This window comes from Paenibacillus tundrae, assembly GCF_036884255.1.
In the GTDB taxonomy this organism is placed as follows: Bacteria; Bacillota; Bacilli; order Paenibacillales; family Paenibacillaceae; genus Paenibacillus.
Genome location: NZ_CP145605.1, coordinates 258,620 through 272,194 on the forward strand (window position 1 = coordinate 258,620; position 13,575 = coordinate 272,194).

Sequence of the window (13,575 nt, forward strand, 5' to 3'; positions counted from 1 at the left end):
ACATTTCATCGTCTGATGTGAAACGAAATGAACATAACGATAGGTTATCCTGACCAGTCCCGCCGGCGAGTGAATAGATCTGTCAGCTCATCTGTCGAGAGCTCTGTTATCCAGTTCTCGGAGCTAGTAATGATATTATCGCTAAGCTGCTGCTTGCTCTCGAGCATCTCGTCGATCCGCTCCTCAAGTGTGCCCAGGGAGATAAACTTGTGCACCTGAACATCCTTGGTCTGACCCATTCGGTAAGCTCGGTCAGTGGCTTGGTTCTCAACGGCAGGGTTCCACCAGCGGTCAAAATGGAATACATGATTGGCCGCCGTCAGATTAAGACCCACACCGCCGGCTTTAATCGAAAGAATGAAGACAGACGGTTGTTCTGACGCAGGAAGTGTCCGTGACTGGAACTGATCGATCATGCGATCTCGTCCTGTTTTGGAAGTCCCACCATGCAGATACAACACAGGTTCCTGTAGTTCTTGTTGCAGCACCTGCTGTAGCATTTGCCCCATACCAATGTACTGGGTAAAGATAAGGCAGCGCTCACCCTCTTCTCGCAACTCACGGACAAGCTCCATCAACCGTTCCAGCTTAGCAGATCGGCTAATGAGCATTGCCATGTCTTGTGGGCTGTACACGTCATACGTTGCACCTGAGTCCTCCGATGTCACGGTCTCTGGAAGAGCTTCCTTGGTCAGCAGTAATGGATGATCACAGAGCTGCTTCAATTGCGTCAGTGCAGAGAGGATCGCACCTTTACGCTTAATGCCTTCCAGCTCTTTCATCTTATCCATCAGGGCTTGAACGGATTGGTCGTATAGAGCACTTTGTTCACCGGTAAGGTGAATGTAGGTTTTCATCTCGTTTTTGTCCGGCAGATCAAGCTGGATATTCGGATCCTTTTTCTTGCGGCGCAGCATGAACGGTTTCACTAATTGCTGTAGATCCTGCATACGCTGCTCATCCTTATCCTTCTCAATGGCACTAATGAATCGGGTCTGGAATGCTCGTGCACTGCCCAGATAACCCGGATTAATGAAGTCATAGATTGACCATAGCTCAGCCAATCGATTCTCGATTGGTGTACCCGTCAGTGCAATGCGGTGCTTCGCAGGGAAACTGCGGACGGCCATAGATTGCTTCGTTTGGGCATTTTTAATATTTTGTGCTTCATCCAGACAGATGGATGCCCAGGTATAGGACTGCAACATCTCTTGATCGAGCGTTGCCGTTGCATAGGATGTAATAATGATATCCACCTGCTCTGTAGCTGAGCGGAATGCTTCTTCACTAAGCCGTTTGGCTCCATAATGCAGCATCACGTTTATGGAAGGTGCGAATCGGCTAATCTCTTTCTGCCAGTTGCCCAGTACGGACGTTGGACAGATGAGAAGTGCTGGCGCTTGCCCGGGGGAACGTGGTTCATTTTCCTTCAGATGCAGCAGATATGTGATGAACTGGATCGTCTTACCGAGTCCCATATCATCGGCAAGGCAAGCGCCGAGTCCGAACCGGCGTAGGAATCCAAGCCATGCAAAGCCTTCTTTTTGATAGGAACGAAGCTCAGCCTGTAGCCCTTCCGGAATGGGCAGGGAAGGTGCACCACCTTGTCCGCCTCCGAGCTGTGCAATCACCCGGTGCAGATGTTCATTCAGCTCTACCTCCAGCCGGATGTTCTCATTCGCCTGTGGCTGCTCTTCTTCCTCGGCTTGCTGTCCTTCCTTCCATTTCTGATTGCGATATTCCCGTTGTTCATTGTGCAACAGATGCAGGTGCAGGATATCTTGGAAGGAGAGACCTTGCTCCCGATCCACGCCGCCCATCGCTCTTCGAATCTGCTCAAGCAGAGCAGGATCTAGAGGAACCCATTCTCCGCGAAAACGAACGAGCCGTTCATTACGAGCCACTAGATCAGCGAATTCCTCTTCCGTCAGATCTGAGTCGCCAATAGCTATGCGCCAGTCAAAATGAATGATGGAGTCCAGTCCGAAGAAGGACTGTCCGCGCTCACTGCCCTCCTCCGGCTTAACCTTCGCACGCAGCTTCGGTTTTTTCTTCCGTGCAGCTTCCCACCAGCCTGGCAGCAATACTTGCCAGCCCGACTCTAGCAGTCGTCCGCTGTCAATCGTGAGGAACTGCCACGCCTCTTGATCTCCTAGCGGATCACTGAGTACATCACGGCTACCACTGACCTCACGGCTGATGCGTGGAAGGTGTGCCCGCAATTGTTCCAGCCACGCGGCAGATCGATCTAGAATGAAGGCTGTCCAGCCCTCAGGCCATTCCCCCTCAAGCCGGCCGCGCGAATCCAGTCGCACTGGAATTAGTGAAGCGGCATCCAGCTTGTTTTGCAGCACCAATCGTAATCGCCATGAAGGCTCATCATCGTCTGGCTCCAGCAATTGCAGAAGTGGCCTGAAGGGTGCGGCATCTGCCTTCCAGCCGATAGAGACGAGCCATGATTGAGCATCCATGCCAAATGTCCGTGGAGGTTCTCCATTCTGCGGGAATAACTGCGGGAACTCGCGTCTCAGATCTGTGGCTGCTACCTCCGTGCTGTACCATCGCTGGAATACAGAAGCAGAGTAGGCAGCACCTAGACCTTCGGTATAGCTCTCATCGGTTTGTTCAATGGCTTTGGTCAGCGCGGCGCGATCCTGTTGCTTCAACCGGTCTGAATCCCAGATCCATTGCAGTTGCCCTGTGCGATGAGCCGCAAAGCTAGGAATATATTTACGATCTTCAATCGTGGAAGCCAGCACGGGAGCAAGCTGAATCAGATGGGCAGCCTGCTCATCCCATCTCCATTCAATATGCAGTAAGGTGTGCATGTCTGCGAAGAAAGGAATCACTTCTTCTGCGGGCAACACCACAAGTTCAATGTCTTCAAGCTGGCGGATTTCGAGCTCCGTACCATAGAACGAAGGAGCATGCCAAGCGAACAACCGTTGCTTGAGTGATTGTCCGGATACAAAGTGGTGGGTATTGAGTGCACCATAGAACAAGGCATCTCCATATCCCGTTAGGGCAACGTGAACTTCAATCGTTTCGGTGTAAGGATGGTTAAGGCTCATGAGATTAATTTACCTTTCCGAAGCTCTTCCTGCAGAGCACGCAGTCTGCTATTACGAACTGCGAGAGCCGTGATAAACTGCTCCCAGCGTTCTTCCTGCTTCAATTTTTTGTATAGTTTCGCCAGTCGCTTTAACAGCTTAACCGCTGCTTTGTACCCGTCTCTGTTTTTGTGTCCGATATAACGTTCGACGGCCTGATGGTAGAAAGGTAGCAGCAGTTCGGGCGCATCTTTCTCGATGGGTTGAAGTATTGCGACACGGAATTCGAGTGGCTCCGCCCCCGTACTAAGTTGAAAATCGATCCAACGCCGCCACTGGCTACGACGATGAAGAGCATCCTCATAGGCAGGCCGAGAATGGGGCAACATGCTAACAAGCGTATTCCACATCGTATCTTCTGTTTCGGGAAGCTCCTGGATAACGGTGTCCCAGAGTTGCATGTAATCATGCAATGGATCATTGCGGCGATTCGCAAGCAACGGTCCGAGCTCTGCCAGCCAATGTCCGAGCCTATTCCAATCCAGTTGTTCCACCAGGACGTGCAGATAGTGCAATACATGCTCTGGTGGAATGCCATAGGCTGAGCTTCCGCTCGTTAAGATCTGCCAAGCTTCCGAATCCCGTTTCAGGTGAAAGTATATCCAGCCCTGTGCCAACACCAAAGGTAGTGGAAGCGTGGGTGGTCTTCTATTAGGTGTGCTCGTTTCTGTGCCTGAACTGCTTGGGTTCACATTTAGCACACTTCCGGTGGTTGTTTTAGTAGAAACGGAGTCATCACTTAATTTATGTTCAATCTCGCGTAGAGCTGTTAGTTCAGCTTCTAGCTCGTCTTGTCGTTGTAGAAGAGGCACAAGCCAGTTTAACCACAAGTCGCGATAGATGGACGTAAATGCCATAATGCTGGACGTTTCGGACAACATTTGCTTACGGAGATAGGTTACCGTTTCTTCAAGCCGTTTCCAATGCTCTGCGTACTGCTTGTCATCCAGATTGGATAGATCCAGTGGGCGATTTAGCTCCTTTTCTATATTTCTCTGAAGGGCATCTACAGCAAGCTGGGCAGGATAACTAAGATAGACAGGCGAATTGGTGTTCGGATTACGGCCAGGAATACAGAAGCGCATAAGGTACATATGCACGTGTAGGTCGAATATTTGATCCATGCCTGAAGATAACTTGGGTTTAATGGCATAGAGCTCGTCGGTCGCAGCCTGTATATAGCTTGTACTTGCTGTTCCTGTTCCCAGGCGGTTGAGACAGTTCCGAAACAGCTTATGCCATTCCGGAATAGGTAGCTGAGCAAGATCCATCGCTTGTTCCTTGATTTGGCTATATGAGTTGTCTGGGATTTCAAGCTCCTGCACATGAGCTTCAGAATCCGAGCGTACCGATGATATAGCAGAGGTAGGCTTCACGGATTGTTTCAGAGCAGTGCTCGAATGGGCATTTACAATGGCATGGACAGGACGTCCCGTGCTTTCAGCGTAACTCATAAGAACAGCGATCATATGTTTACAAGGGGAATGTACCGGGCAGGGGCAGTAGCTTGTAGGTAAGGACTGCATACTCAGCAGCACTTCATATTCTTCTGTACCTTGTACCATCGCATGGATGCCTCGTTGCTCCGTAAATGTTAATGGGCCAACACGTTTCTGTTTATAATATTGGAATCCGCGCATAATGGTCAGGTTATCGAAATGATCCGCAATTTCACGAATCAATTGTTGCCACTGTGCATCATCCATGATCATTTCATTGGGTATGTTCATCATTCCATCTCCTGGAGAAATCATAGGTTCATCATTCAACGCGTTCTGACGTTAAAGGTGTGAATTTAATGTATATATCATATCAGTTATAGGACAATCCGTGCAGGAGTTCTGTGAATGAAACGAACTTTTTGGTGAATTCATTTCTCCGTGAAGACAAGTTCATCGTAGCCATATGTATGCGAAATGTGCGTGTATTGTGTATGCTTAGGGTATGTATTCTATCGAGGAACCATGCAAGAACAGGTGATACCTAACATTAAAATCAGGCAGGAGAGAGTTTATGAAAATACTTACCTTAAACGCACACGCTTGGGCAGAAGAAGATCAACTGAACAAGATCAGCCAACTGGCTGAGTTTATTAATACACATCAATTCGACATCATCTCCATGCAGGAGGTCAACCAATCGATTCAGGAAGAGGCGTTAACTACGGCAGAGCTGGAGCACTACTTTGCCACAGATTCAGACACGGTAGTCAAAAAAGACAATTATGCTTATGTGCTACTAACACAATTATCTGAAAAGTATTACTGGACCTGGGTTCCTACCCATGTCGGATTCCGCAGATATGATGAAGGACTGGCGATTCTAAGCCGAACGCCAATTACACAGGCATTTGGGGAATATGTATCCCACATGCGGGATTACAACAACTACCGAACACGCAAAATCGTCGGAATCCAGACGGTGGCGGATGGTGAAGAGGCATGGTTCGTGAATGGACATTACAACTGGTGGGATGACGAGCAGGAGCCTTTCAAAGGGCAATGGGATCTAACCGAGAGCAAGCTTGCGCCGTATATGAATGAACCTTTGTATATGATGGGGGATTTCAATAATGTGGCGGAGATACGGGGACAGGGGTATGACTACATGATGAGTCATGGCTGGCATGATCTCTATACCACAGCAGCGCAGAAGGACGATGGCGCAACCGTTGTCAAAGCCATTGCTGGATGGGCGAATAACAGTCAGCCACTACGCATTGATTATATTTTCTCAAATCGTCCTGTTCAGGCGAAGTCTTCAACGGTTGTTCTTAATGGCAAGAATGGGCCCGTTGTTTCTGACCACTATGGTGTTGCTGTCGAAATTGAAATGAATACCTAAATTAAATCAAGCGAAAGCCTCCGCTGACTTCCCAATAAGGATGGCAGGGCGGAGGCTTTTTGGTATCTAAACATATGTACATAACCTTCAAGAAAATCCTTCATGTCGGAACTAGGGTTATTCGAGCGATAACATCTTATGCACGAATGTTTTGAGATCTGCACTGGTGTGGCTCAGCTTATCAATGCTTTCCATGAACTCACTTACGAGCTGTGCTTGATCTACCGTTGCTGTCGTAATCTGACCAATCTCTTGTTCCATATGTTTCATGGAGTCCTGAACACTACCGAGGGAGGTTTCAATATCAGCCGCCGCTTGTTTCGTATGATCGGACAATTTGCGTACTTCGCTCGCAACAACCCCGAAGCCACTCCCGAGATCACCTACGCGAGCAGCTTCAATCATCGCATTCAAGCCGAGCAGGTTCGTTTGTTCGGATACTTCACGAATCACGTTGGTTACTTTGGTTACACTGACCGAGTTCTCTACCGCTTGCTTGGAGTTACGCAGAATTTCTTCTGATGTCGCGGACAGTTCTTCTGAATGTGCCGCAATTTGTTGAATGCCACCAACGAGGGCGTTAATCGTGCTTTCATTCTCAGCAATTAGTGACTCTAGCGTAATGTGATTATCCAGTGCATAGTTTACACCGAGGATACCTACAACTTGATCATTTTCTTTAATGGGAATGAGAATTGCGTCGAACGGTCTACCTTGCAGATCACCAGGCATCCGTGCCACGGTACGTGTATCTTTATTAACTAACATTTTGAAATTCTTATAATCATCATGCAGCTCATCGCCGACTTTTACACCAATTTCCAAACTTTTTGCTTCGGAAAAGTATAAAACTTTCTCATGATCATTAATAGAGATGGATACATCATCACGAAACATTTGACTGACAAAAGGCATTGCATTTACCAAAGATTCAAGCGTATTCAAATTTCATCTTTCCTTTCCAATACAAAAAGTGGAATTTCCAGTCTAATACCTATATCGGCAAGGCATTCCTTTTTTTAAACCATTGTTTAAATATTTGTGGGAAGTTATATTGTAAGCGCAAACAAAAATCTGTAGCCATGAGCAAACATGTCAGGTATACTGGGGTTAATATTCAACTACCACCAAACGAAAAAGCAATCTAATGTATCCATAATCAAGGGGATATCCTACTTGGGTTAAGCGCTATACTTAACGCGTTATTCCCCTAGCATACTTATTATTTTACTCCATGGGAGAGGAAAGTGGCATTTCATGACAACCTATTTCAGTGAACCACAGAGCATGTACTATCGTTTCGGGGATGATCAGGATCAGGTATTGAAAGTGCTGGCTGAGCGATATATCGGAGCCAATGCCCAAGCTGATTTCGTATATCGTTTATTTCAGAAGTCGGGCATTATGCAGAATGATAAAGGCTTGTATGATCTGAATTTAGGTAAACGCTTTCCAGAAGCCGAGAAAGGGCAGACGGTTTACGCTGCAGCGCTCGTCTGGGGGGATGAAGACCGTAACCTGGATGTACTTATCCGGTGTTATGGCCCCGTTCGATTTTATTTTAATGAGCAACTCGTGTACCGCTCTACCGTTATAGATGAGATTACCCCAGACGCAACGGTGAAATTGGGAATTGATATTAAACCAGGCTGGAATACGTTGTTGTTACAAATGAGCTGCACCCCTGCTGGTTTTGGTTGTCAATTCGGATCTGACGAGGGTAAGGTGCGCATTCTGAATGTACTTTCTCCTTTTGAAGAAAGACTGGGGCAGGCAGGCTGGGTATATTCCAATCTCTCTAACCAAGATATCTCGTTAACACTCCATCCATCTGGTGGTGGGCAAACTGCGCTGAATTTAATAGGAAAAGAACAGGATACGGGGCTGACGTGGTTCCCTAACCCAGAATGGTCTGAAGCACAACAAGCCATGCCTGCTCTGGAGCGTATATATGGACATCTCCCTGGTCACCGGGTGTATGCAAGAACTCATCTGAACAATAGCGATGCGACAGGAGCAAAGGTTCAACTATCGGGAGTCTGCTCTGGTCCAATTCAAGTGTGGCACCAAGGTGAGGAAGTGATCCGGCTCTCCGAAGCAGGTTCATTTACGGAGGAAGTGCATGCTTCTTTTGGACGGAGCGAATTGTTGGTGTGCAGTGAATGTAGCGATGCAGAGACGCCATGGCAATTTACATTAACTGCCTCGGTAAATGGCAAAGAATTAAAGTTCGAACTGCCGCAGCGAGTACACGGCGTATCTGGAGAATCATGGTTATATGCTGGGCCGTTCAAGGCTGGGGCTGAACCAGCGGCGCAGGATATGAACCGATTCGATCGGGTATATGTTACGGGAACAACAGAGCCATCCCCATCTCATCCTTCATTAGAAGAGAAAACGTATTGGCGGTTGGATCGACCAGATGCTTGGGTTCGTCCGTACTATGAGAATGCGATGCTTAGCAATAAGTGGACGGTAGGTAGCGTGACCAACTATGGACGTTGGGATTATCCACTTGGTGTAACCGTGTATGGCTTGTTACAAGCTGGCCGTCATTTACAGCGACCGGATATTACGCGGTATGCGGCTGAACATGTGCGGACATGTACTCGGATGTACGAATATTCGTTGTGGGATCGGGAGCAGTACGGATTCCCTTCAGTGAACCAACAGCTGGTGATGCTCAAGATGTTGGACAATTGTGGTTCGTTTGGCTCAGCTATGCTGGAAGCATATTCAGAGCATCAGGAACCGACAGCTTTGCCGATTGCTGCGCGGATTGCTGATTTTATGTTATCTCGATTGGAACGCCAGGAGGATGGTGCTTTTTACCGCGAGTGTACTGGGGAATATGCCGAGAACACGATGTGGGCGGACGATCTGTATATGAGTACACCGTTTCTGGTTCGTTATGCCCGCTTGACGGGAAATACAGCAGCTCTGGATGAGGCGGCTACACAGTTTTTGTTATACCGAAAGTATCTATTTATGTCTGATTACAAAATCATGTCCCATGTATATGACTTCAAATATGGGCAAGCAACACGAGTACCGTGGGGGCGGGGAAATGGTTGGACACTATTCTCGTTAACGGAGGTGCTGGAGGCTCTTCCTGAAGGGCATGCGGATCGCCCAGCTTTGATTGATTTTTATAATGAACTATGTGAGGGGTATGCTGCACTTCAAGACCCGAGCGGGTTATGGCACCAGGTATTGAATGATGCAGATACGTATCTGGAGGCATCGTGTACAGCTATGTTTACCTACGGATTTTCCCGAGGCGTTCGATTTGGATGGTTCCGTCATCCTGAACGTTATATTGTAGCGGCGGAGCAGGCATGGAGTGGGTTAACGAAGTATGCGATTGACCGTCAAGGTAATGTACATGGGGTATGTAGTGGATCGAGATACGCATTCACAGCAGAGTATTACAACAAGGATCTCCTGACAGTCACCAACGACAACCATGGGATTGGAATTATGATGCTGGCGGGTACAGAGTTAGCGCGAATGAAAGAGCATTTGCGTCAATCTGCTGCGAGTCAGACGAAGACCGCACTGCATTCCTAGTTGTTGAAGTGATACGTGGTATGTATCTCTGGGTACTATCTCAGATTATGTGCTCCGTGTAGCTCTATATGTTCTTTCTAGCCTGGTTACGGATTCTCTATTGGAGATCGGTGATCAGGCTATTTTTATAAAATAATTGACAAATTGTTCCATTGGTTGATATGATGCTTCCAACACGATTTAGATTTATAAATCGATTTAAACGCCGATTTAATTACTATATAGATTGACTAGACATTTACACAAGAACGAAGAGGACGGAAACAACGTGAAGAAGCGGAGCATTCGCCTTTATCCCCGGATTTTCCCCTTTGGAAAAGGGAATCAGAAAAATCTGGGGATAACAGCGATCGGAAGGTTGTTCTGTCATCGGAGTGGTCAGTGTGAATCTTTTTAGTTCAATTTATATAGTTTAATTACTGCTTTAATTTTCACATTATGAAGGTTATAGAGGTGAACGACCATGTCAGACGAAGCATTGCAGCCGATGGATATCACATTGGAGCAACAGAAGATTATTTCGCATCCGTTCCGGGTTGAGATCATTATTTTGTTGTCCGAGCAGCCGATGACGTCCAAGCAAGTGGCAGACCGGTTGGATAAAGATCCTGGTACAACGTATTATCACATCCAGCAATTGTTTAAGCATGAGATTTTGGAGTTGGTACATACGGAGGTTTCGAGAGGAATTGTTGAGAAATTTTACAGAGCCAAAGCGACGTTGTTTCGAGTCAATGATTCAGAGCTTAAGGTGAAGCGACAATTTCGAGCTAAGCGTGATAACTACATCATGCTGTCGGAGGCAGAATTGGCTGCTTTAAGTGACGAAATCTCAGAGTTGTTCTACAAATATACACAGCAATCACTCACGTCTAAGCAAGACAGAACGGCGTACCAGATCAGTTTCGAAGCAAAAGAGTATGATGAGGGGGAGATCACTTGAGTACGCGTTTGTTCAATCGGAATTTTAATATTCTATTGTCTGGTATGTTCGTCAAAGGCATTGGAACGGGTGTGTACGAGGTGGCTGGCATGCTGCTTGTCCTTGCAATCAGCGGCAATGTATTTTATTCAGGATTAGCCTATTTTGCGATCAGTGCTGCGGATTGCTTAGGCTTTCTAATTGCCCCCTTTGCCAATTACGTATCGTACAAAAAAAGTCTCGTGTTCTGTGAATTTCTAAAGTCAGCCTTATTGTTCTCGATTCCGCTCTTTGCTGTATTATTTGGATTGAACGTATTTTATTGCATTCTCGTATTGTTCATCGTAGCGATGATCTCACAGTTTACCTACCCCGTAGAATCTACAGTCATCCCCAATATCGTACCTCAAGATCGCCTGGTACAGGCTAACTCTTATCTGAACACACTCCGGGAGAGTATGAATATCGTATTTCTCGCTGTTGCGGGCATTTTGGTTGCAGTCATCGGTCCCGTGCAGGCGATTCTTATCACAGCTATATGCCATTTATGTACGTCCTTAATTTACACCCTGTATCGCTTTAATTTTCAAAATACGGATGGGAATGAACAGCCTCAGATCAGTAAATGGCTGCAAAATTACAAACAAGACTTCATGGCTGGAATCCGTTATATCACAGGTTCATCGATTATCCCTCATCTAGTCGTTGCTTGCTTCTTCGTTAACTTTTTCATTGCTGCGATGTTTGCCACACTTCCGGCATTTGCCCTGATGCAAGGTGGGAGTGAATCCTACTATGGGTATTATATGGCGGCAATGTCCGTAGGGCTGTTATGTGGAGCGATCATTACACCGCGTGTTGGTAAATTCCCTTTTGGCAAGCTCACCGTGCTCTGCGGCGTATCTTCAGGATTATTGTGGATCGGTGCAAGCCTGTTGCCGGTAATCCCATCTATTGCACTCTATGGCGCAGGATTTGTAACGATTGGAATTTTCAATGTACTGATGTTCTCCGCAATTCAAAGACAGATCGAAACTTCAATGATCGGTAGAGTCATTACCGTTGTATCCAGTGCCGCAGCGTTTAGTATGCCGATTGGAGCTTTGGTGGGTGGAGCGATTGGTTCGATAAGCCCTCTGTATTCCATTTTACTTGGTGGCATTGCGATGGTGATCTTTGGCATGTATTGGCTCGTTAGCGGTGTGCTTCGGAAGTTACCATCCATTGATCAGCTAGAATTATCAGAAACAGCAGCTACTCCAACCTCGTATCATGAACCTGTGAAGGATGCACATGCTTAATCAGGTCTAATATCATTTATCTTCATGGTTCGAAAAAACGGGATACTCTGAACACGAATGATAAGTCAATTGCGAGTAAAATGTAAAATTAAGTAATCAATAATATAAATTTGTAATTTTCTATTTCAATTATAGCAAAATATGGTTACAATAGCTTAAAGATATATTTGTATATTATTTCAAATAAATCTTATAGAGTGCATCGTTGATGTTTGATGTACTCTGGTGTGCATATGAAAGTAATTGTGAATGCACTTATGAATGCACAAGGGAATTTTCGATGTTTCTGTAGAGTAGTCGTAGTCTTCGATGCTAAGTAGTCATGAATCACATAACTAGGTATGGTGAAGGGGAGAGATGTTTTTGTACACTCAACGTGAAATGCCAGATAAAACCGCTCAGCACAGAAGACACTATCAGGAAGTCGAATTATGGGAGAACGTCGAAGAGAAGGACTGGAATGATTGGATATGGCAACTGACCAATACAATCAAAACTGTGGATCAACTCAAGAAAGTTATTCGTCTAACACCGGATGAAGAAGAAGGTGTTCGGATTTCCGCGCAGACAATTCCACTCAATATTACGCCTTATTATGCTATGTTAATGGATCCAGACAACCCCGATTGCCCTATTCGTAAGCAGAGTGTTCCGATATCCCAAGAGATGAAGATGATGAGTTACGACCTCGAAGATCCTCTTGCGGAAGATGATGATTCACCGGTTCCAGGGCTAACCCATCGTTATCCTGACCGGGTTCTATTCCTCATTACCAATCAATGCTCGATGTATTGCCGTTATTGCACGCGAAGACGATTCTCTGGTCAGATCGGCATGGGAGTTCCCAAGAAACAGATGGAAGATGCGATCGCTTATATTCGTAATACACCAGCTGTACGCGATGTGCTTCTATCTGGAGGCGACGGATTGCTGGTCAATGACAAAATTCTAGAGTACATCATCAGTGAGCTACGCAAAATTCCACATGTCGAGATCATTCGAATCGGCACGAGAGCCCCAGTTGTATTTCCACAGCGCATTACCGAGAATCTGTGCAACATGCTTAAGAAATACCATCCTATCTGGCTTAACACCCACTTTAATACACCTATTGAAATTACAGAGGAAGCCAGAAGAGCCTGTGAGATGTTAGCAGATGCAGGTGTTCCATTAGGCAATCAGTCGGTATTACTCAAAGGAATCAACGATAGCAGCCATATTATGAAGAAACTAAATCTGGACCTCGTTAAGATGCGAGTTCGTCCTTACTATATGTATCAATGCGACTTATCGGAGGGAATTGGTCATTTTCGGACAACGATCTCCAAAGGAATTGAGATTATGGAATCGCTCAGAGGACATACTTCGGGTTATTCCGTACCTACCTTTGTGGTGGATGCTCCAGGCGGCGGTGGTAAAATTCCGGTTCAGCCTAATTACATCGTTTCTCAATCTCCTGGCAAAACCATTCTACGGAACTTTGAAGGCGTAATTACAGCCTACCCTGAGCCTCGCAACTACGAAGAGGGAACAGCAGATCGTTACTTTGATGCTTATTATGGCAATTCAGTTGCCTATCGAACCACAGGTGTCTCTAACTTTTACCACGGGGATGAACAGGAGAGTCTCGTTCCAGATGAGCTGGAGAGATATTCCAAGAGGGAAGCCTTTAGGAACAGTGGAGCTGAGACCTTGAAGGATAAACGAGAGAATCGTGATCGACTTAAGGAAAAGAAAATGAATAAAGATCTTCGTCCATCAGGCGAACATATCCTTGCTGATTAATGTCGGTAGATTTTAATGCAGATACCTCCATTCGTGTAATGGA

General features: G+C 46.2%; 8 protein-coding genes. 5 read left to right on the forward strand and 3 right to left on the reverse strand.

Translation table 11 applies throughout. The features are described from left to right. Positions 1-44: 44 nt before the first annotated feature. Positions 45-3,071 carry a DEAD/DEAH box helicase gene (locus tag V6W81_RS01220; RefSeq protein ID WP_338541307.1) on the reverse strand — a complete coding sequence of 1,009 codons (3,027 nt, stop codon included), beginning with the start codon at positions 3,069-3,071 and terminating at the stop codon, positions 45-47. After that, positions 3,068-4,843, reverse strand: coding sequence for an SWIM zinc finger family protein (locus tag V6W81_RS01225; protein WP_338541308.1), 1,776 nt, complete (start codon positions 4,841-4,843; stop codon positions 3,068-3,070). The genes V6W81_RS01220 and V6W81_RS01225 overlap by 4 nt, the downstream gene beginning before the upstream one ends. A 280-nt stretch (positions 4,844-5,123) precedes the next feature. Here V6W81_RS01225 and V6W81_RS01230 point away from each other — a divergent pair, with 280 nt between their 5' ends. Beyond that, a complete protein-coding gene (locus V6W81_RS01230; protein ID WP_338541309.1) occupies positions 5,124-5,954 on the forward strand; it encodes an endonuclease/exonuclease/phosphatase family protein in 831 nt (276 codons plus the stop codon). Between the two features lie 117 nt (positions 5,955-6,071). Here V6W81_RS01230 and V6W81_RS01235 read toward each other — a convergent pair whose 3' ends face one another. Next, the gene (locus tag V6W81_RS01235; protein ID WP_338541310.1) at positions 6,072-6,899 is read right to left on the reverse strand and encodes a methyl-accepting chemotaxis protein; all 828 of its coding nucleotides are present in this window, start codon (positions 6,897-6,899) and stop codon (positions 6,072-6,074) included. Between the two features lie 312 nt (positions 6,900-7,211). Here V6W81_RS01235 and V6W81_RS01240 point away from each other — a divergent pair, with 312 nt between their 5' ends. The 4 genes from V6W81_RS01240 (at position 7,212) to ablA (ending at position 13,532) form a co-directional block, all read left to right on the forward strand. Beyond that, a complete protein-coding gene (locus V6W81_RS01240; protein ID WP_338541311.1) occupies positions 7,212-9,524 on the forward strand; it encodes a glycoside hydrolase family 88/105 protein in 2,313 nt (770 codons plus the stop codon). Between the two features lie 463 nt (positions 9,525-9,987). After that, positions 9,988-10,467, forward strand: a complete 480-nt coding sequence (locus tag V6W81_RS01245) for an ArsR/SmtB family transcription factor (RefSeq protein WP_145052117.1) — start codon at positions 9,988-9,990, stop codon at positions 10,465-10,467. Beyond that, positions 10,464-11,747 carry an MFS transporter gene (locus V6W81_RS01250; RefSeq protein ID WP_338541312.1) on the forward strand — a complete coding sequence of 428 codons (1,284 nt, stop codon included), beginning with the start codon at positions 10,464-10,466 and terminating at the stop codon, positions 11,745-11,747. Before V6W81_RS01245 ends, V6W81_RS01250 begins: the two co-directional genes overlap by 4 nt. A gap of 381 nt (positions 11,748-12,128) precedes the next feature. Beyond that, a complete protein-coding gene (gene ablA / locus V6W81_RS01255; RefSeq protein ID WP_145052172.1) occupies positions 12,129-13,532 on the forward strand; it encodes a lysine 2,3-aminomutase in 1,404 nt (467 codons plus the stop codon). Positions 13,533-13,575: the final 43 nt, after the last annotated feature.

Bases quoted from the DNA above. Each gene is read 5' to 3' on its own strand.
- V6W81_RS01230 (WP_338541309.1), top strand. From the start codon at position 5,124: ATGAAAATACTTACCTTAAACGCACACGCTTGGGCAGAAGAAGATCAA.
- V6W81_RS01220 (WP_338541307.1), bottom strand. From the start codon at position 3,071: ATGAGCCTTAACCATCCTTACACCGAAACGATTGAAGTTCACGTTGCC.
- V6W81_RS01240 (WP_338541311.1), top strand. From the start codon at position 7,212: ATGACAACCTATTTCAGTGAACCACAGAGCATGTACTATCGTTTCGGG.
- ablA (WP_145052172.1), top strand. From the start codon at position 12,129: ATGCCAGATAAAACCGCTCAGCACAGAAGACACTATCAGGAAGTCGAA.
- V6W81_RS01245 (WP_145052117.1), top strand. From the start codon at position 9,988: ATGTCAGACGAAGCATTGCAGCCGATGGATATCACATTGGAGCAACAG.
- V6W81_RS01225 (WP_338541308.1), bottom strand. From the start codon at position 4,843: ATGATGAACATACCCAATGAAATGATCATGGATGATGCACAGTGGCAA.